This is a genomic window from Sphingobium sp. KKT206 (assembly GCF_055640555.1).
Genome location: NZ_CM145765.1, coordinates 139051 through 159093 on the forward strand (window position 1 = coordinate 139051; position 20043 = coordinate 159093).

Sequence of the window (20043 nt, forward strand, 5' to 3'; positions counted from 1 at the left end):
GACCGGTCGGCCATCCGGCCGCCGGCCGCCAATCAGTTACGCAGCGGCTTGCCGGTGACGAGCATCTGCTCGACGCGCGCCTGGGTCCGCGGGTCGCGCACCAGTTGCATGAAGGCCTTGCGCTCGAGCGCCAGCAGATCCTCTTCGGTCACGATGTCGATGAGATCCTTCTCGCCGCCCGTCAGGACGTCGGCGAGCGCGCCGGATACGACACCATCGTAAGATGTGGCGAGGCCACGGGCCTGGAAGCCTTCGACAGCCATCGAAAGAGCGGACTTGCCTCCCGCGCCAGGCAAGCGGAATTCCGGAGCCACAGGCGGTTTGTAACCGTCGGCCAGTTCCAGTGCCTTCGCCTTGGCGTCCGCCAGCAGACGGTCCCGGTTCATCGTAATGCCGTCCGAGGGACGCAGGAAGCCATGCTCCTTCGCCTCGGCGGCCGACTTTGCCACAGTGGCTGTCGATACCGTCTCGAAGACCTTGGCTACGGCCGGCATCGGCCCCTTGGGCATGCCGGGACTGGAGCGCCAGCGATCGATCATTTCACCGCATCCGCCCCAGCCAGGGATCAGACCCACGCCGCACTCGACCAGACCCACATAGCTTTCGGCATGGGCCTGCACGGCATCACTGTTGAGCAGGATCTCGCAACCGCCGCCCAATGCCATGCCGGCCGGAGCGCTCACGACCGGGAACAGCGCATATTTGAGCGCCTTGTAGGCCTGCTGCCCGCCCGCGACGAGCTTTTCGATCTCGCCCCATGCCGCGATGTTCAGTGCGAACAGAGCAAGACCGAGATTGGCGCCGGCGGAGAAATTGCTGCCCTCATTATAGACGACGAGCGCCTTGAACTTGTCCTGCACGACCGGGATCGCCTGACCGATCAGCTTCATCACATCGCCGTCGAGCGCGTTCATCTTGCCGGTGAACTCAAGGCAGGCAACGCCGTCGCCGACATCCCAGAGTGCCGCCGAACCATTTTTGAGGATCGGCTGGCTATGGAGCTTGATGTCTTCCAGCAGCAGCACGCCCTCGGGCCGCACGACATCATGATAGTCGCCGGCGGCATCGAGATATTGCCGACGGCCGTCCTGCACCCGGTAGAAAGGCCGATCTCCGGCTACCTTGAGGATCGCGGGAACATCCCGCCCCTCGGCGGCCAGCCGTTCGGCGAGCTTGCCCGGCCCGAGGCGATCGATCAGTTCGAACGGCCCGAACTTCCAGTTGTAGCCGAGCTTCATCGCGTCATCGATGCCGACGATGTTGTCCGCAGCTTCACCGACCAGACTCGCGGCATAGGAAAGAACCTTGCCGAGAATTTCCCAGGCATAGGCCCCGACCTTGCCGGGCGCAGCAACCAATGCTGCCAGGTCCTTCTCGGCCCGGCCCGGCAAGGAAGCCGGCTTCACCGATACGCGATATTCGCCGGTCGCGAGATCGAGCGCTTTCTTGGTCTTCGTCGCCTTGTCGAACGCGTAGAAACCGCCCTTGCCCTTCCGCCCGGTAAAGCCTTCCGCGATCATCCTGTCGACGAGCGGCATCGGCCTCACCGTGTCGAAATAGGCGTCACCTGCCGGCAGCGTCGAGGACAGGCTCTTCGTGAGCAGCGGCATGAGGTCGACGCCAACGAGATCGACAAGGCCGAAAATGCCGGTCTTGGGCACGCCCATCGGCTTTCCGCCGATCTGGTCGGCTTCCTCCACCGTCAGCCCCTGGTCCATCGCGGCATTGATCGCGACGGCCAGCCAGTAGGTACCGATGCGATTGGCGATGAAGCCCGGCGTGTCCCGCGCCGGCACGATGCGCTTGCCGAGCTTTCGATCGACGAAATCCGAGACGCGCCTCGCCACAGCCGTATCAGTGTCGGGGCCGGTCACGATTTCGATGAGCCGCATGTAGCGCGGCGGATTGAAGAAATGGGTGATCAGGAAGTCCTGTTTGAACTGATCGTCCCGCCCCTCGACCAGATGGCCAAGCGGAATCGTCGAGGTATTGGACGATACCGCCGTGCCCGGACGCTTGAGCTGCTCGAGCTTGGCGTAGAGCGCCTGCTTGATGTCGAGCCGTTCGACGATCGCCTCGACGATCCAGTCGCATTCGGCCACCCGCTCGAGATGGTCGTCGATATTGCCCGTTTCAACGAGCTTCGCCGCAGCCTTCGACATGAAGGGCGCCGGATCGGTCTTCAGCATCTTCGCGACCGCACCCTTCGCCACGGCGTCACGATCGCCGCCCTCCTTGGGCACGATATCGAGCAGCAGCACCGGCACGCCGGCATTGGCGACCTGCGCTGCGATGCCGGCGCCCATGACGCCTGCGCCGATCACGCAGACCTTTTTGATGGTTTCCGGCGGGGCGCCGACTGGCTTGATGGCCTGCTCGCTCATTCCGCCGCCTCCAGCACGGTGGCGATGCCCTGACCGCCGCCGATGCACTGGGTGGCAAGCGCATAGCTGCCGCCTTCGCGCTTCAGCAGAGCCGCGGCCTTGCCCACGATCCGCGCACCGGTCGCCCCCAGAGGGTGGCCTATCGCGATGGCGCCGCCGTCCAGATTGACCTTCGACTGGTCAAGCCCCAGGTCGCTGATGCAGGCCAGTGACTGGCTCGCAAAGGCTTCGTTGAGCTCGACAACGTCAAGCTGGTCCACACTGAGCCCCGCCCGCTGCAGCGCCTTGCGCGAGGCCTCGACCGGTCCGATGCCCATGATCTCCGGCTGGCAGCCAGAGACAGCAACCGACTTGATGCGGGCAAGGATCGGCAGTCCATGCGCGCGCGCATAATCCTCGCTCGTGACCAGGATTGCGCTTGCGCCATCGGTCAGCGGCGAGGACGTTCCCGCCGTTACCGTGCCGTCCTGGCTGAAGGCCGGCTTCAGCCCGGCGAGGGTTTCCGTCGTCGTGCCGGCACGCGGCGTGCCATCCTTGTCGACCACGCCCGCCTTGGTCGTGATCGGCACGATCTCGGCCTCGAGCTTGCCGGCCGCGATAGCCGCGGCCGCCTTGTCCTGACTGGCGACCGCAAAGGCTTCCTGCTGGGCACGGGTGATCTGATATTTGGTCGCGACATTCTCCGCCGTGTCGCCCATGCCCATATAGGCGGCGCTCTTCTTCGCGAGCTCGGGGTTCGGCAGCGGATTGAACCCCATCATCGGCACGCGGCTCATCGACTCCACGCCCGCGCAGATGAAGGCCTCGCCGGCGCCAAGCTGAATCTGGCCCGCAGCGATGTGGACCGAGCTCATCGACGATCCGCAGAAGCGATTAACGGTCATGCCGCCGACAGAGAGCGGCAGGTCGGCAAGAAGACCGATAAGGCGCGCGATGTTGAAGCCCTGCTCGCCTTCAGGAAAAGCGCAGCCCAGCACGATATCCTCGATATCTTCGGCCTTCACGCCGGTCTGCTGAATCAGTCCGCGAATGACCTGAGCGGCCAGATCGTCAGGGCGGACGCGCGCCAGCGCGCCCTTGCCTGCCAGGTGAAAGGGGGACCGGGCATAGCCCGCAACAACCACATTACGCATCGATGATAGCCTCTCCAGGGAATCGGACATCTGATTACCTAATGGTGCGTGAAATGACGTTTACGTCAACTAAAATCTTTGGCATTCTTCTCACGCCGTCGAGGGAATCGTCATGCACCGGTTCCCGGGAGGCTTGATATCGGAGGTCTTGGCCGAGGAACGTACGGATGCTCGCCAGTGAAAAACCGCGCACTCTCATCCCGGCGATGATGCTCGCGCCCGTCTTATCGACGGCTGCGCCTCTCCCCAAGCGCCACTGCACCTGTTTTCGAAGGCGCACACATGCGATTTTCTGAGCATCTCCTCCGGCGTCAGATCGTCGGCGAAATGCATCTGCGCCGTTTTCCTGCACTCGAATTGCCCGCCATGGCATTTCAGACGGTTCGCCTGGTCGATGAGAATGACCGGGAGAAGGAATGGCTGATCCTGGAGCAGCGATGTGCCTCTGGACTCGATCGCAACCTGCGCCACCTGGAAACGGAGTGGTCCGCCAACGGGCGGCTGGCCTGGGAAAGGCACAGTGAAGCGGTCACCACGACGCTAACGTCAACCTCGGTCAGCGCGGACGCGCAGTTCTGGTCTGCTCCCGAGGTCGGCCCCTTCAGTGATACCTTGCAGTGGATGGAAACGCTGCCGGGCCTGGTCATCCGCGCAACCCACATCGTCGTTGTGGCGAACGATAGCTACGCCGAGCCGGTTGTCGATCGGGCCGACTTCCATCCGGGCCATCTCGTCTCCTGCATCATCGGGGATAGCGTCCGGATCTGGAGCGACTTTCGCATTCACGCCGGCGGCTACGGGCGCCTGGTCGTTGCCGCGAACGGGGCGGCTGACGGCGAAGTGTCGCGTTCCATCCAGCGCATTCAGGAACTGGGCAATTATCGCAATCTTTCCTTTCTTGAAGGCACGCACAGATCAATAGCTTGACGGCGTCACACACGAACACGCCCGAACCCTGACGACGGGGCCAGCAGCGCCTGACCCCTCCAATTCGCACACAACCTAATAGGCATTTTGATGACGCATTGAGCTATTGACTTACCTATACGTCATCTAGATGGTTATGGGACGCTGATTTGCCGCATATTGGCTCCAGACGTGAAACAGACGGTCGCCTGAAGGCGCGCGGAGAGGAACAATGTCGATCATTCTGACACTACTGGCTTCGAGCACTGCATTGCCCGCCGACACCGTTGTCGGTCGCTGGCAAACCGAGAGCCGTCATGGCGTCGTGGAAATCACCCGCTGCGGGCAATCGATCTGCGGTGCCTTGATCAGTTCCGACGGGATCAAAGCCAACCCCGAACTACGTGACGAAAAGAACAAGACCGCTGCGTTGCGCAGTCGTCCGCTTCGTGGATTGCAGATTCTGCAGGGTTTTACGTGGAAGTCGGGCAGTTGGTCGGGTGGTTCCATCTACAACGCTGAGGATGGCGGTACATACAGCGCGACGGTCACGTTAGCCGATCGGGATCATTTGCGCCTCAAGGGCTGCATCGTCTGGCCCCTGTGCAAGACGCAGACATGGACGCGCCTCCGATAAGCACGAGGAATTTGACAATCACGAAAGGGGAGATGGGCGTGGCAGGCAAAAATTGGAAAGTTGGGATCGCAACATCGGCCGTGGCGGCTGGATTGCTCGCGCCGCAAGCCGCGAGCGCGCAGGCCTTTTACCTTCAGGAACAATCGTCCAGAGGTGCCGGACGAGCCTTTTCGGGCGAGGTCGCCGACCAGGGCGTACAGTCCCTCTGGTGGAATCCGGCTGCGATCGCAGGCATGGAAGGAGTCGATGCCCACCAGGCCGTAAGCGTAATCCTTCCCAAAGGGTCGGTTGACAATGTCAACACGCTCATTGTCCGTCCCGGGCAGTCGGCTGCGGCTGTAGGCGGGAGCCAACGCTCTCGTGATCCGATCAATAATGGCGTACTACCCTCCGGCGCGATAGCCGTCGGCCTGACATCACGGCTCGCTTTGGGGCTGACCGTCGCCTCCCCTTATAGCTTCACAACCAATTATGATGCCGACAGCTGGGCACGGTATAGCGCCGACAAGACCAAGCTGCGAACATACGACATCCAGCCATCGATCGCCTACCTCGTTACGCCAAATCTCAGCATCGGCGCCGCGCTTAATATCGAATATGCCGACGCATCATTGTCCAACTATCTGCCGAACCTATCGCCTCTTCTCGCCGACGGCCACCAGGAGCTGAAAGGCAATGGTTGGGATCTTGGCTGGTCGGCCGGGCTGCAATATCGCGCCGGCCCCATGCAACTGGGCGCCAGCTACAAGTCGAGCGTGAAGCATAATCTCGACGGTTCGGTGACGACGACCGGTCTTCTTGGTCCGCTCGCCGGGCAAAACAGCGTAGTGAATGCAAACGCCACGTTCGAGACCCCCTGGCAGGCGATCTTCGGAGCGCGCGTGGCGGTGTCGCCCAAGGTCACCCTCAACGGTCAGGTGACCCGCATGGGTTGGTCGAAATTCGACGCTATCCGGCTCGGCGCGCCGCTCAACGTTTCAATCCCGGAAAATTACCGGGACACTTGGAGCTTCGCAGGCGGCATCGATTACGCGGTCACACCAGCCTGGACCGTTCGTGCCGGCGTTCAACACGCCCAGACCCCGACGCGCAACGGCAATCGGGACGCTCGAGTGCCTGACAGCAACCGTTGGAATTTCGCTGCCGGCACAAGCTATGCCGTGTCTTCCCGGTTCACGCTCGATGCGGGCGCAGCGTATATTACGTTCAAGGATACGACTATTGATCGCACGACAGCGGCCTATGCCGGCACGGCCGTGCAGACGCCGATCCTGATGGACGGCAAGCTCGAGGACGCGCACGCCGTCGTGCTGTCGCTCGGCGGACGTTTCCACTTCTGATGCTGGAGATCGCCATGCCCCAGCCCGCCATCAGCGCCTTCCCGTCGATACCGGAACCGGCAATTCCGCCACGGCTCCTGACCGACCTCCTCGACAATGCGTTGAACCTTTATCCCGAACGCGTCGCCATCGACTTTCTCGGGCGAACCTGGACTTATGCGCAGGTGGGGCAACTCGTTCGCCGTGCAGCACGTGGATTGCAGGATCAGGGGCTGCGCAAGGGCGATCGGTTCGGCCTGTGCCTGCCGAACTGCCCCTATTTCGCGATATTGTACTTCGCGGCGCTGCGCGTGGGTGCGATCGTGGTCAACTTCAACCCGCTCTACACGGAGCGCGAACTGGAGCATCAGATCCGGGACTCGGGAACGCGCATGATGGCGGTACCGGACGTCCGGATAATCCACGAGAAAGTGCAAGCCGTCGCGCCACGTGCCGGGCTGGACAAGATCGTGTTGTGCAGCATGAGGGATATGCTGCCCTGGCTGCAAGGCCTGGGCTTTGCGCTATTCAAGCGAAAAGACCACGCGCGGATACTCGACGAAGGCCTTCATGTCCGGCTCAAGGCGCTTCTCGCCCATGATGCCGAACCTGACGCGGTAGAACGTCACCCTGATGATGTCGCGGTCCTTCAATATACCGGAGGCACAACCGGCGTGCCCAAGGGCGCAATGCTGACCCACGCCAACCTCACGGCGAACAGCGCCCAGATGGTGGTGCATGTGGGAGGACTTCGCCCGCAGCAGGAGAGAACTCTCGGCGTCCTGCCCATGTTTCACGTCTTCGCACTCACGACGGTGCTCAACTTCTCAGTCGAAATCGGCGCCGAAATCGTCCTGCTGCCACGGTTTGAGATGAAGCAGGTTCTCAACACGATGAAGCGCAAGCCGCCGACACAGTTCTTCGGCGTGCCTACGATCTATGTTGCCCTGAACGCGCTTCCGGACGACGAGATACCCGATCTCTCGGCCGTGCGCGCCTGTATATCCGGCGGCGCACCGCTCCCGCTCGAGGTACGCGAGGAGTTCGAGGCACGCACGCGTGCCAGGGTCGTGGAAGGATATGGGCTCTCCGAAACCGCCCCGATCATCGCCTGCAACCCGTTGTTTGGGACGGTGAAGGACAATAGCTGCGGCCCAAGTTTCCCCGGCACCATCATCGAGATCCGAGATCCGGAGAATCCCTCGCGGGTTCTTCCCCAGGGAGACCGCGGAGAAGTGTGCGCCCGCGGCCCTCAGGTGATGAAGGGCTATTGGCAGCGCCCTGCAGAAACCAGTGCTGTCTTCGTCGATGGCGCGCTACGAACCGGCGATATCGGCTATTTTGATGAGGATGGCTATCTCTTCCTCGTCGACCGCATCAAGGACATCATCTTCTGTGGCGGATATAATGTATATCCCCGGATCATCGAGGATGCGGCCTACCAGCACCCGGCGGTAAAGGAGGCGATCGCAATCGCGATCCCTGACGCCTACAGAGGTCAATCTCCCAAGTTGTTCATCGCGCTGCACGAGGGATCGAACCTGACCGTCGATGAACTCAAGGTCTTTTTGCAGGATCGCCTCAGCAAGATCGAGATGCCCAAGGCCTTCGCATTCCGGGACAGCCTGCCCAAGACGTTGATCGGCAAACTTTCGAAGAAGGATTTGATCGAGGAGGAGAACAAAAAGCTCGCCTGAGCCTCTATCCCCTGTCAAGCTACGAGGCTTATGCGCTTGAGTGGTAGGGTAGCCGTGATTGGAGGACAGGGAGTGGATGGCATGGGGAACTCGCTCCACCTCGCCGAGGACGATGAAACGCTTAAGGACGCGGATCGCGACAACCCCACGCACAAGGGGAGAACCCGCGCAAAGGATGCGGATTTACAAGTGTACGGCATCCAGGATGTCGCTCAGGAACTCGGACTGACACTTCGCACGCTACGCTTCTACGAAAAGGAGGGGCTTATCGCCCCTCAACGGGTAGGCAGTACCCGGGCATATTCCAGGCGTGAGATCGGACGCATACAGCTGATTTTGCGCGGCAAACGCCTTGGCTTCTCCATCAAGGAAATCAAGGAGTTTCTCGATCTCTACGATGCCGATCCCGAGCATAAGGAGCAAATGGAGCGATTGATTGCCCGCATCCGGGAAAGGTTGGTCGACTTGAAGACGCAGCGCTCTGCGCTCGACCTGACAATCGACGAGCTTACAACCATCGAAGTGGAAGCGATGGCAAAGTTGCAGCGATAATTTGGTCATCCCATTCTCTAACCGAGCGGTAACGCTTGATCGCGGCGCCCCCGATCCAATCAAGCCGTCAAGCGACGAGCGCCGCGCCGATCGCTAAGGCCGCCCCAGAACCGCGCCATGATCATCCAGGCGATGCCCGACGCGGTCATCGCCCCGCCGACCTGCCATGGCTCGAGGCCAAGCACGCGCGCGATGGGGCCCGCGAGCGCCACGAACGACATCATCGCCATCGAGCAGACGAAGGTCTCGAACATCAGTGGCTTCATGCTGAAAGCGCCTGATGCTTCCTCCCCCACTTGTTCGTCGCCTGTCGCTGTCGCAGCTTCGGTCATGCTGCTTCGTCCCGTGATGCGACCGGCGAACGGCCACCATTCCAGAGCAGCGCCGTCGAGACGGCATAGACAACGAGCCAGCCGAGGTTGAACGCGGCGCCGTCAAGCCAGGTGTGCGCCGGCTCGGGCAGGATGCGCGCGATCAGCATGCCGATCGCGACCAGCGAGACGGGATTGGCCAGCGCTGCGAACCAGCGTGGCCAGGCGGTGCGGCCCAGCGCGATGACGATCCCGAGGAGCAGCAGCGCCAGGCCCAGCGTCACGATCGGCATCAACCAGGCGATGAGCAGGACATGGTAGAAGTGCTGGCCGAGATCGAGCAGCGCGCCATGGGCCGCGGCCGGCGTTTCGAGGATCGTCTTGTAGGCCATGCCGACATAGTAGAAGCCCGCATGGCCGAGCGGAGACCAGGCGTTGCCGGCGACCAGCAGGACGAAGGTCAGCCAGCGCCACCAGCCCATCGCCGGACGCAGCCCTTCGAGCAGATGCCAGCAGCCCGCGAGATAGAAGACGATGCCGGCATCGGCCACCAGCGCGCCCGCGGCGAGCCGCGCCTCGGAGGATGGAAGCATCAGCGCGACACCGTCGAACTGGATGCGATCGGCATAGGTCTTCAGGATCAGCGGATAGTCGTCGGGACTTGCCCTAGCCCCGATGATCAGCGCGTCGCCGAGCGTCCAGAGGATCGCGCCGATCACGCCCGCGATACCGCAGAGACGAAGAAGCGGGAGCCGCTGGATATCCGTCATAGGCTTGTCCTTGCTTCGGCGCGGGATCGATCGACGAGACGCATGATCTCCTGGGCGATCAGCTCGGGCTCGCTGAACGGAACCATTGCCAGCGCTACCGTCGCCTGGCGGCCACGGGCAAGCCTCAGCCCAAGGTGACCACCGCGATCGCGCGTGAACTGTTCGGCTATGCCTGGGACATCGCCCGTCGGGTGTCGCCGGCGATAGCCGGCTGATCCACCCACGACATTAACGAGAGGAGGCGCCAGCGCACCAACTGCATAGCCTTGGCCGACGTGCCGCGGGCACCCGACTGTGATGGGCAATCCACGGTGTACGGTGGGGCAGGTTCGTCCGACGCCCGAACTTATACGGAGGATAGGCCCAGCGACGGATACGGGTAGTGCGGTAATCAACCCGCGGATGAGAGCATGATCAATCGTCGTCGATCAGGCGCCCGCGGCACACCCGCCAAGGTCAATGCGACCGCTGGTCTCGAGGCCAGCGAAGGAGTAAACTCGGCCAGCGTCTCGGATGGCAGTCATGAGAGCGTATATCTGTGCCCGTTTTATGTGACGCCCCCGACATGGCGGTTTGAGTAGACGCGGAGAAGGGCGATGTCGCCCTTCTCCGCGCTCAGTCAGGCGGCGAGCAATTCGTCCGCCGGACCGAAGAATTCGTAATGAATGCGGTCGGATGGGACGCCAGCCAGCGACAAGGTCGAGACGGCGTGCCGCAGAAACGGGCGTGGTCCGCAGATATAGTAATCGGCCTCACCTACAGGCGTGTTGGCGACCAGCCATTCATCGGTAATGATGCCGGCGACGTCATAATCCCGTCCTGCGACTTCATCTTCGAGCGGGGTCTGATGAAAATCGGTGACGGTGATTGACTTGCCCCGCCCAGCGACAGCGCGAACATGATCACGCATTGCGTGGGTATCGCGGTCATGAGTTCCGTGGACATAGTGCACGGGGACTCCCGCCTCGCCCTCAGCAAGCGTTTCGAGCATGGCCACCATCGGGGTCAGCCCCACGCCGCCCGACAGGAGGATCACCGGGCGTTCGACATGCGCTGCCAGGAAGAATTCGCCTGCAGGCGCGGCAACTTTGAGCACCGTGCCCGGCTTGGCTTCATCATGAAGCCAGCCTGACGCAAGACCAAGCGGCTCACGCTTGACCGAAATGCGATAGGTTTCGCCGTTGGGGGCTGCTGAAATCGAATAGTTGCGCTTGACTGGCGGATGTCCCGGAATTTCAAGCCAGAAGGTCAGATATTGCCCGGGCTTGTGCCGCATGACGGCCCCGCCATCAACGGGGCGCAGAACGAAGGAATTGATGACGCTGCTCTCACGCACGACGTCCTCGACGCGAAAATCGCGCCAGCCATTCCATCCGCCGGTCGCATCCTTCTGTTCTGAGTAGACTCGCTGCTCGCGGGCGATCAGGATGTTGGCCAGGAACCAGTAGGCTTCGCCCCAGGCAGCGAGAATCTCATCGGTGGCCGCATCCCCGAGCACCGCCTTGATCGCCCCCAGGAGCGCCTCGGCAACGTGCGGATAATGTTCGGGCAGAATTTGCAGGCCAACATGCTTCTGCGCGATCCGCTCGACCGCCGGGGCAAGCGCACCGAGATTTTCGATGTTGCTCGCATAGGCGAGAATGGCGCCGGTCAGCGCCCGCGGCTGCGAACCGGCATCACCATGGTGCGATTGGTTGAAAAGGTCGCGAATGTTCGGGTTCTGGAACATCCGGGAATACATCTCGTTCACGATGTCGAGGCCATGCGCTTCGAGCGCGGGGACGGTCGCCTTGACGAGCGCAATGGTCTGATCGCTGAGGGGCTGCGTCATCAACTTCTCCTTTTTGAATGCGTTGAAAATCCCGGAATGTCAGAGCTTGGGAATGTGATCGTAAAAATCCACCTGCATCTTCATCGGCCCTGTCGGCGTTACGAAATGCGGTTGCTGAGGGAGAATCAAGCCAGGCTGGTCAGGCGTCAGGACGATCTCCGAAGGTGGCTCGAGGTAGGTTAGCCGGAGTTCGCCCTCCAAAACCCGGATCACGCCCCAAACACCAGCCTTCGTGTCATGTCGCGCGCGCAAGGCAGCCGGCAGAGTGTCCTGGTTGAACACCGGCGTGGAACGGTAAGGCAAGATTTCAGCCATGGGTTTGCCCTGGTCGCTCGATGGCATCCTTACGTTCCGCGTTGGCGACCGATGCAGCACTCCGTTCCTCCAGTTGGAAGAACATCGCCAGTTGCAGGCTCTCGGCGATGCGCCGCGCCTTCGCTTGTAGCGCCGCTGCCGCTTCGGGCGTCATCCTGTCATTGGTCGTTTGAACCCAGAGTGCGAGCCAGCGCTCGAACAGCGCGGGCGTTATCCTGGCCTTATGCTTCAAATGGGCCGGCACCGGTTGCCCCTTGTATCGGCCACTGGTGAGCATGACGGAGGACCAGAACGCAGTCAGCTTCCCAAGATGCTCCGGCCAGTCATCGATCGCATCGTTGAAAATCGGCCCAAGCGCGGGATCGGCGCGGACCCGCGCGTAAAATTCCTCCACCAAAGGAGTCAGCTCTTCTTCTCTGATTTTCGAGACACCGTCCACGACACGCGCTCCAATCATGTATATATAATACATCTATCATGATTGCGCATAAACGCAAGGCTAGCGCATATTTCCAGGTCGTCGGTCGCGGCGATGTACACAGCCTGAGAAACTGCTCAGCCCCGCTAGTTTAGCCTTGAATCCGAAACACGAAGGCATAGCATCAGCCAGCGACCCGAAGGAGTCTCGGTAAGACGTAGACACCTTTCCTTGCCCGCCCGTCAAAAGACGGGCGGGTTTTCTTTTCCGATTCCGTAGGACATTCGCTGGAACGCTAATCCGCGTGATCTGGCGCACTCGGAATTTTCAAACACCGTCACAAATACCTAATTGTGCGCAGCTCAAGATCTAATCACCCGATTTTCGCGATCAAGCGGCCGGCGGCACCCTGCTCTGCCGCCAGATTGCGATTATAGGCGAGCGGCATCCGGGGACTCTTCCAGCGTAGCGCATCCATGATCCCCGCCAGATCCTCGCCGCTCGCAAACAGATCCTGGTTCAAGCCCACCCGCGTCGAATGCGCGCTCACGCCCTTGAGCAACTGCGCCAGATCATCGGCGGTGAGGTCGCTCAGCGCGCCCTTGTCGAAGGCGCGCCGGATCATTGCCCGCCAGATCGGCCCGATCGAACCCGGGTGCAACGCCCCCTCTCCCACATCATATTCGGTGCGCGCCGGCACCGCCGACTTCGGCAATGTCTTGCGCAGATCCCAGCTTTCGCGGCCAGAAATCGTCTCGATCCGCCGCCCCTTGACCGCGGCCCGCGCCTTGTAGCGGCGCACCTGCACCCGGCGAAACAGCGGTCCCTCCTCGATGTCGGCAGCCGCAGTCCAGGCGGCGATCGCCCGCACCGAGCGCGGGCTGAGGAACGCGGTCGCGCCCTTTCCCTCCTGATCGCCCTTGCTGCGCGAAATCGTCAGCAGCCGCGCCTCGGGATCGATGGCGTCCACAATGTGCTCGACCTCGACCGCGACCAGCTCGGAGGCGCGCAAGCCCGTGTCGTAGGCGACCGACAGCAAAGCCCGATCCCTGAGCCCCGGCAAATCATCCGCGCAGGCCTCAAGCAGCCCCCGCACATTAAGCCCCCGGGGTGCGTCCCGCTCGACATTGCGCACCGGCCCCTTGAACCGCAGCGGCCGCGCCTGGGCTTGCGTGCTGCCCTTCTCCCGGCGGATCGCGCGGAGCCGCAGCTTGACCAGCTCGGCCTGGGTGGGATCCTTGATGTCGAGCAGCTGGTGGATCTTGGCGATCGACGCCTTGTAGCGACCGAGCGAGGCGGGTTTCGCCCCCTGCCCTGCCCGGGCATCGAGATAGTCGGCGACCGTCTCGGGAGTCGCCGGCGAGGTCACGCGCCCGTTTCGGCGGCACCAATGGTCGAACGCCTCGATGTCGCTGGCAAGCGCGCGCAGGGAATGCGGCGAGGATGCCGCCTGATAGGCGGCGATCAGCTCGGCGTTGATCGTGATTGGCGATCGACAGTTCAGCTTGGTCACCTCCCAGGCGAGGTCGACGGCCTGTCGGCCTCGCCGGCTGCTGATGGGCGCTGGGAGGCTCATCTGGACAGCGCGACAATCTGGTCGAAGCTGTGCGGTTCGACCCCATAGATAGCCTCACGCGTCACGCGCCCATCAAAATCGCTCTGCCATGACCAGAATATCGTCTTTTCAGTGTCCAAATGCCCTGCCCTCCGCCGGGATGCACATACCCACCTTATAGAAAGGCGTCAAATCCGCTTATATGATAACTGCAATTATCGAGTGTCCAGTCTTAGTTTCTTCTATCCACTTTTCAAATAATTACGGAGGCTCGTTCTCTGATTTAGTTGCAGCTTGGTATATTTTCATTCGAATAAATCCGAACCAAATCTTTTAATCAGTTTTTCCGCGACATTCGCCCGATAGCGCTGCTGACGCAGCTTTGTCGGACTATGGTAGGCGCCAACAGCCTGCCAGTAATCACCCGTCACAGCGAGCCCAGATAGAAATATCCAACGTGCGGCCCGCACATTAAAACACGCATCGTGGATCAACCAATGGCGCACATCCGACCCGCGATGGCGGAGGATTCTGGAAATCCGTCCTACCCACCAACTATTAACCTGCATCGGTCCCAAATCGTAGCTGCCGTCTGTGTTCAAAATCTCGGCACCAATCCATCCACCTTCCTGGTCGCGCAGTCCCCACAGCGTCCGTTCAAGCCACTCGTGTCCCGCCCCTGCCTGCGTGATACATTTTCCAATCTTCGTTTCGTGCAAAGCAGACAGTTTTGATCTGGCTTGTGCGGGCGGAGATAGAGTCAGCATCAACATTGCGAGCAACGCGATCGCAATATGGCAAGCGCAGGTTGCTAATTTAACGGTCATGACCACCTCGATAATCACGCGATTGGGGTGGCGTATTAATATCAGATTGTCGTGACGCTGCTTGATCGATAGTCTGCCGATGTTGGTCGTTGGACTTGCTCAGCAATGACGTCAGCCAACGATCGAGCATTTGCGCAACTGACTGCGCGCGGCCGGCAAGGCTCGCCGCCAGACTGGCAGGTATCGGCTGTGATCGCCTCTCTCGCCCATCAAATGTCCGCATTTTGCGCGCTTCTCGATCCGACTGCTGTAGCAACCGCAACTCGTCCCAGCGTTGCCCATGTTTGACTGCCCTGCCCTTCACGCTGTCCTTGTCGAGCCGACCGAGCCCTTCGAGCGCAGACGTCTTGGTGCCAGAATTGCGTTCAAGCTTTTCGATCAGGCGATCCGCACTTTCCGTCCAAAGCTTCACCCCAAAGCGCGCGCGGGTGATGGCCGTGTAATAATTTTTACCAGTGACCAGCGACGAACCTACCGGAGCGAGCACATAGACACGATCATAGGTTTTTGACTGTGCAGAATAGACCGTTTCCGCATAGCCATGGTCCCAGTTCTTGTGTCGTGTAAGGTCAATTTCTTGACGTCTGCCGTCACGATCCCATAATATCGTCGCGGTTCGACCTGTGAGCTTTTCTACGGTCCCCCGGTCAGCATTTCGGATACCGAGCGCATGATCGACCAGACGCCACTGGATCCGATCGCCTTTGGCCAGATCACGATGCTCCTCGTTGAAGATATTGACCTTAGCCGTCCGACCCAGGCGTGGATCCCACAAGATCATACGGTCGTTTTCATCGGAAAGGCGGACCCGCTGTCGCCCGTTACCGTCCTTGGCAATCCCAGCAACCCGATATTCCCTGTCCTGGACGACACCAAGACCAATATCGTCACGCGAGAATATCACGATCTGTCCGTGCGTGTAGAAGCGGGGCAAGCGCTTTTCCTGATCCGTCATCCCGGAAGGCGTCAGAACGGTAAACCCGGTATCTCGCCCGGCGAGCGCTCCTTCGGCCTTCAAAGCTTGCCGGATTTTGTCGTTGAGGATGAGACGGGTCGCATTTTCCAGCACCAATATGTTGGTCCTGGTGCGGCTCTTGGCACCAAGGCGCGTCCACTCTCCTACAAGCGCCTGCGCCAGATTTTCGGCGGTATCGCCACTTACCACCTTGTCGAGCGATGCCAGCGAAGCCCCATAATTCTCAAGCCGGGCCTGCGTCACTGCGACCTTCATAGGGCGTGTTTCTTGCCGAACCGATGCGGTCAGTTCCGCCTTGGGCAGCCCCAAGCGCTGCATGAGCCAGAAAGCCTTACCCTGCTCGATCGCACCGGTCTGCATATTATCGCCGAGCAGAATCAGGCGCGCGCCGGTCTTGCGACTGATCTCCAGCACTCGCATCGCCTGGCGGTTGCCAAGCTGCCCAGCCTCGTCAAGGATCAGGACATGGCGGTTATCGACATTGCGGCCACCACCCGCGATCAGGCTGGCCACGGTCCGCGATTCTATTCCCGCACTGTAACCCAGATTGGCGGCGGCCGAGGAGGTGGGCGCCAGCGCGATCAGGGTCGTTTCAGGCCCGGCACCTGCGTTCAATACCCTGACCAGCGTCGATTTGCCCGCGCCCGCAACGCCATGGACACCGACCACGCGGTCAGCCGTCGTGCCGATCATCACCAACGCCGCAGCCTGCTCGGCGTTGAGACCATTTTCGTCAGCCAGATTTTGAAGTTTCTCGCCGGTTGCGATTGGCTTTGCATCATTGAGCGCGAGCGCGAGTTGATCCGAGAGCGCCAATTCAAGTCGCGCGGTTCGACGCGAAGTGCGCCCGCGCGTATGAATTTCGTCGCCAGTTGGGTGGCGGGTTTCAAGCAGCCTGGCTCTGGCTTCATGCGCCTGCGCGAGGGGGCGGATATCTTCCAACCGCACCTCGCCGACATGAGAGGCAAGGCCGATACGTAACAGCTTGCCCAGATTATTGACCGCCTCGCGCGCCTCCGCCTGGCGCAGGCCAAAGAGCATGGCGCGCGCAGCAGTGGCGGGCTCGATACCAAGACGGCGCTCCCCTTTCTGCTCGGCTGCCACCTTCACGCCTTCGATAGCATCCTGGTGGACACCCAGGCGTGCTGACCAACGGTGGTGAAGCGCATCCAGGGCAAGTTTTTCCTTGGGACCGCGCGTCTGGTAGAAGGACATGCGTCGGGCCGCCTGGCCCGCCAGCCCATTTTCCCGCGCATGCGCCTCGATCTGCTCCGCGCGCTGGGACATATGTTTGATGAGTTCTTTGGGTATGTCACCAATCTCGAACAGTCCCTTGCGCGGATCATAGTCGATTTCATAGCCAAGTTCTTTGAGCCGATGGGCCAGATCGTTGCGATAAATCTGCCCTGCAACCATCTGTTCTGAAAACATCGCCCGGGTTTCGAGGCTGGACATGGGCGTTCCGTCCCCCCGATTGGTCATGTTCATGATCACGACATGGGTATGGAGGTGGGGGTCCAGTTCGCGCGAGGGATGTTCGGTAAACCGGGCAAAGATCAGACGCCCGGTGGTTTCGTGAAGGATATTGCCATCGACCCGGTGACGCAGCGTCGCATGCTCCTCCAGATAGGATAGCGCCGCGCTCACCGCTTTTTCATGCGCGGCAATGACCCGTTCGTCACCAGCAACGAGCGCCATGATCGACACCGATTTGGGCGCATTCACTGCAAAGTCCCATCCTGGATGATGCTGGATCTTGCCTTCCCCACGGCGGCGACCCAACTGCTGCTCACCGACCTTCCCATCGAGCAAAGCCTGGAAGGTCGAGGGATCGACCTTACCGTTTAGTCCAAGCTCCGCAGCGATGGCACCACCCCATTGCGAATGTTCGTCGGCACCTTTGGTGTAATAATCACCCACCATATAATAGCGGGTGAGATTGGTCGGCGTGCCCTTCAAGCGACGAGGATGGATCATGCTGGCGTCGCCCTGTTGCGAGCACCATCGTGACGCGCATGCTGGGAAAGGCGGAAGCCCGCGGGCTTGCCAAAAAGCTCCAACGGCGGTGGTACAGGTGGCGCTAGGCTTTCACCATCATTCCTGCTCGGCATAACGGCATTTGGTGCGGGCGCATCTACCCCGCCAAAACCGGCTTCTTCTTGTTCAGGCGGAATTTCGGCGGTCTCGTGGGATGACGATGAAGTCTTGCGACGGGTCGGCCTGGCCATGCGTTTCGATGCAGTTTTTGTCGGTGCCCCTTCCCCATCCAGCTGCGGTGACAGCCGGACAGGCGGGGCGATCCGCTCTGCAAACGCGACAGCAATTGAGGGCAACTTATTATAGCTGTCGATAAAGCGCACCACCGGAAGACTGCGACCGAAACGCAGATAACCGACGAGATTGGGAAGATTGGTAACCTCGGTATGCATGACCAGCGGCCGGGTCACTTGCATGCGCGACAGGTTTACCCCATCGCGCATATCGTTGACGCCGTAGGACATGCCCTCATTGGCTTCGACCTGTTCAACCTGTCCCAGATTTTCGCTGACATGCCTTGCGGTCGGGGTGTCGTTGGCGCGCAGCGCTACCCAGGTCGAGCAATAGCCGGTGATGGCTGCTGCATCCTGAATACCATAGGTGGCCTCAAGCTGCGGATAGCTTTGAAACCCCAATATACCACATCCGCCATATTTGCGGGCGCGGGCCAGAAAGTCGGAGAGCGAGGGCAGTTTCTGGAGTGATGGCAGTTCGTCGATCACACAGTAAAGACGCCGATCCTGGTCCGGCTCCAGGCTCATGATGGCGCTGATCGCGATGTCCAGCCAGACCGTTATCAGCGGACGAAGCGAGGGCAACTGGTCAGCCTTTACGGTAATGAATAGCCAGCTATCATCCTTTTCATTGGCGACCCAATCGCGGATCGACAGGCCATCATCTGTATCATCCAGATAGGAGAAGCTGCGCATGACCGAAGCGAGTTCCGCCTGGATGCCCGCTGAGGTTCGTTCCCCTTCAATGGAAATAAAGGCCGACGCATCGGTTCCGGCGGCAAAAGCGGCCAGTTCCTTGAGCTTGGACCGAAGCAGGGTGTCCAGCAGGATCGAAACCAGGGTCCGTTCCTGCCGCGCCAACTTGCGCATGACGGCGACCAGCGTGCCGCGCGCCGCTTTCGCCCAGAAGGGATCGCCGGTCTTGTCGGGGATGGTCGATTCCGCAATCTGGTCATAATGATAGTCGCGCGGCACATCGACCCAGGGGGCCCAGGCATCAGCGCGGGCATCGAGCGGGTTGAGGAGGATGTCGGTGCGTGGCCGGTAGAATTTCTCCACAAACGTACCCGCAGTGTCATATACGATAGCCCGGCGCTTCTTCTTGCGTACCCCGTCGAGCATCTTGATGATGAGGTTGGTCTTGCCTGTGCCAGGCGCGCCGCAGATGAGGATATGCTCTGACTCGAATGCGTGAGGCACGGGAACGCCGCCGATGGCGAGGCTGCCGCGCTTCTGCCAGCGCAACGCCCGGCGTATCTGCCGCACGGTTCCAAAGCGCGCGCCGCGCAGGAACTGGTTCGACCCGAGCCCCCTGCCCATGCGGGTAAAATAGAACCAGGCCCAGAACAGCATAGCGAGGGCAAATAGACCCGAAAGCGCCGCCCCGTGCAGGAGATAGGTTTCGAAAGCGACAAGCGTCTTATGGGCAATGCCCGACTCTAAAATATCTCTGGGCGTCGTCCAATATTCACGGCCGGCGGGTGTCTTGAACAATATGGGCGTGACGTTGCCAGGGACAGTATCCCCCATCACCATTGCCTGGCCGAGCTTCATCAGAACGAAGCGTTCATAGTCGGATGACTTCTCCAGCGCATACCAGATGATGCCGCCAATCCAGATGATGACACTGGCAAGAAAGGTCTGGTAAAAAACCTGCGTGGTCATGCGGACATTGTGGACGATCGCCTGGCCGCCACGCGTCCAGGACCCCAATGTGTCATGTCGGAAAATGCTCATGGCCGGTCCTGCTCGGGATCGAGCAGCCCCCTTTCCTTGAGCAGGCGTCGGGCATCGGCCAGTCCTGCTGCCAATATGTCGGGTGTGCGCGCGCCGATTGACTTGGCGAGGATCGCAAGGGTTTGAATGGCAGTCGCGTGCAGCTCATCCAGACGGGCATGATATCCCGATGGATCGTCCCCTTCAAAGCGGTGCAGAATATCACGGAGATAGGCAGACGGGGTGCTGCCGCTGCTATGGGCCTGATCGACCAGTCGGTCGAACAGGGCGTCATCTAGACGGATAGTTATTCGGGCCATGCGCAGATCCTGTTTCTGCGCCGACGGGTAGTGAAGCCTTGACCTTATGGCAGATTCGTCGCTTGATCTCAATGCCATAGAGAAATTTTCGGTGTCTGCCATGTCC

At 60.8% G+C, this 20043-nt stretch carries 17 protein-coding genes and 1 pseudogene; 6 read left to right on the forward strand and 12 right to left on the reverse strand.

The window, feature by feature from the left end:
* Positions 1–32: 32 nt before the first annotated feature.
* Together ACZ2HM_RS18585 and ACZ2HM_RS18590 are read right to left on the reverse strand one after the other, a co-directional pair.
* The gene (locus tag ACZ2HM_RS18585; protein ID WP_004206971.1) at positions 33–2384 is read right to left on the reverse strand and encodes a 3-hydroxyacyl-CoA dehydrogenase/enoyl-CoA hydratase family protein; all 2352 of its coding nucleotides are present in this window, start codon (positions 2382–2384) and stop codon (positions 33–35) included.
* Complete coding sequence (locus ACZ2HM_RS18590) at positions 2381–3517, reverse strand: thiolase family protein (protein ID WP_004206969.1); 1137 nt, start codon at positions 3515–3517, stop codon at positions 2381–2383. The genes ACZ2HM_RS18585 and ACZ2HM_RS18590 overlap by 4 nt, the downstream gene beginning before the upstream one ends.
* 282 nt (positions 3518–3799) lie before the next feature.
* On the opposite strand from ACZ2HM_RS18590, the gene ACZ2HM_RS18595 reads away from it, so the two are divergent.
* The 5 genes from ACZ2HM_RS18595 (at position 3800) to ACZ2HM_RS18615 (ending at position 8628) form a co-directional block, all read left to right on the forward strand.
* Complete coding sequence (locus ACZ2HM_RS18595) at positions 3800–4444, forward strand: DUF3422 family protein (protein WP_470427158.1); 645 nt, start codon at positions 3800–3802, stop codon at positions 4442–4444.
* Between the two features lie 211 nt (positions 4445–4655).
* On the forward strand, positions 4656–5060 hold the full coding sequence (locus ACZ2HM_RS18600; RefSeq protein ID WP_037479959.1) for a DUF2147 domain-containing protein: 405 nt from the start codon (positions 4656–4658) through the stop codon (positions 5058–5060).
* A gap of 32 nt (positions 5061–5092) precedes the next feature.
* On the forward strand, positions 5093–6400 hold the full coding sequence (locus ACZ2HM_RS18605; RefSeq protein WP_036526777.1) for an OmpP1/FadL family transporter: 1308 nt from the start codon (positions 5093–5095) through the stop codon (positions 6398–6400).
* The gene (locus ACZ2HM_RS18610) at positions 6400–8076 is read left to right on the forward strand and encodes a long-chain-fatty-acid--CoA ligase (RefSeq protein ID WP_409592838.1); all 1677 of its coding nucleotides are present in this window, start codon (positions 6400–6402) and stop codon (positions 8074–8076) included. The genes ACZ2HM_RS18605 and ACZ2HM_RS18610 overlap by 1 nt, the downstream gene beginning before the upstream one ends.
* Positions 8077–8157: 81 nt before the next feature.
* Complete coding sequence (locus ACZ2HM_RS18615; RefSeq protein WP_017503287.1) at positions 8158–8628, forward strand: MerR family transcriptional regulator; 471 nt, start codon at positions 8158–8160, stop codon at positions 8626–8628.
* A gap of 59 nt (positions 8629–8687) precedes the next feature.
* Here the strand turns inward: ACZ2HM_RS18615 and ACZ2HM_RS18620 are convergent, their stop codons facing one another.
* Together ACZ2HM_RS18620 and ACZ2HM_RS18625 are read right to left on the reverse strand one after the other, a co-directional pair.
* A complete protein-coding gene (locus ACZ2HM_RS18620) occupies positions 8688–8960 on the reverse strand; it encodes a hypothetical protein (RefSeq protein ID WP_017503288.1) in 273 nt (90 codons plus the stop codon).
* Complete coding sequence (locus ACZ2HM_RS18625) at positions 8957–9709, reverse strand: DUF6796 family protein (RefSeq protein ID WP_004206961.1); 753 nt, start codon at positions 9707–9709, stop codon at positions 8957–8959. Before ACZ2HM_RS18625 ends, ACZ2HM_RS18620 begins: the two co-directional genes overlap by 4 nt.
* A gap of 86 nt (positions 9710–9795) precedes the next feature.
* Here ACZ2HM_RS18625 and ACZ2HM_RS18630 point away from each other — a divergent pair.
* A pseudogene (locus tag ACZ2HM_RS18630) lies at positions 9796–9924 on the forward strand (IS110 family transposase); the annotation flags it as partial.
* A gap of 404 nt (positions 9925–10328) precedes the next feature.
* On the opposite strand, the gene hmpA reads toward ACZ2HM_RS18630, so the two are convergent.
* The 8 genes from hmpA to ACZ2HM_RS18670 all read right to left on the reverse strand — a co-directional run bounded on the left by hmpA (position 10329) and on the right by ACZ2HM_RS18670 (position 19937).
* Positions 10329–11540, reverse strand: coding sequence for an NO-inducible flavohemoprotein (gene hmpA / locus ACZ2HM_RS18635; RefSeq protein ID WP_004206960.1), 1212 nt, complete (start codon positions 11538–11540; stop codon positions 10329–10331).
* Between the two features lie 39 nt (positions 11541–11579).
* Entirely contained in the window at positions 11580–11855 is a 276-nt protein-coding gene (locus ACZ2HM_RS18640; protein ID WP_004206958.1) for a TehB family protein, read from the reverse strand.
* Complete coding sequence (locus ACZ2HM_RS18645; RefSeq protein WP_017503290.1) at positions 11848–12327, reverse strand: group III truncated hemoglobin; 480 nt, start codon at positions 12325–12327, stop codon at positions 11848–11850. The genes ACZ2HM_RS18640 and ACZ2HM_RS18645 overlap by 8 nt, the downstream gene beginning before the upstream one ends.
* Before the next feature lie 319 nt (positions 12328–12646).
* On the reverse strand, positions 12647–13849 hold the full coding sequence (locus ACZ2HM_RS18650) for a tyrosine-type recombinase/integrase (protein WP_037479953.1): 1203 nt from the start codon (positions 13847–13849) through the stop codon (positions 12647–12649).
* Between the two features lie 284 nt (positions 13850–14133).
* Positions 14134–14655: a lytic transglycosylase domain-containing protein gene (locus ACZ2HM_RS18655; RefSeq protein ID WP_470427159.1), complete on the reverse strand. Its 522-nt coding sequence runs from the start codon at positions 14653–14655 to the stop codon at positions 14134–14136.
* Entirely contained in the window at positions 14645–17608 is a 2964-nt protein-coding gene (gene mobF / locus ACZ2HM_RS18660) for a MobF family relaxase (protein WP_470427160.1), read from the reverse strand. The genes ACZ2HM_RS18655 and mobF overlap by 11 nt, the downstream gene beginning before the upstream one ends.
* Positions 17605–19638, reverse strand: coding sequence for a type IV secretion system DNA-binding domain-containing protein (locus ACZ2HM_RS18665; protein WP_470427161.1), 2034 nt, complete (start codon positions 19636–19638; stop codon positions 17605–17607). Before ACZ2HM_RS18665 ends, mobF begins: the two co-directional genes overlap by 4 nt.
* Positions 19635–19937 (reverse strand): hypothetical protein, encoded by a 303-nt coding sequence (locus ACZ2HM_RS18670; RefSeq protein WP_470427162.1) that lies wholly within the window; start codon positions 19935–19937, stop codon positions 19635–19637. Before ACZ2HM_RS18670 ends, ACZ2HM_RS18665 begins: the two co-directional genes overlap by 4 nt.
* Positions 19938–20043 lie beyond the last annotated feature (106 nt).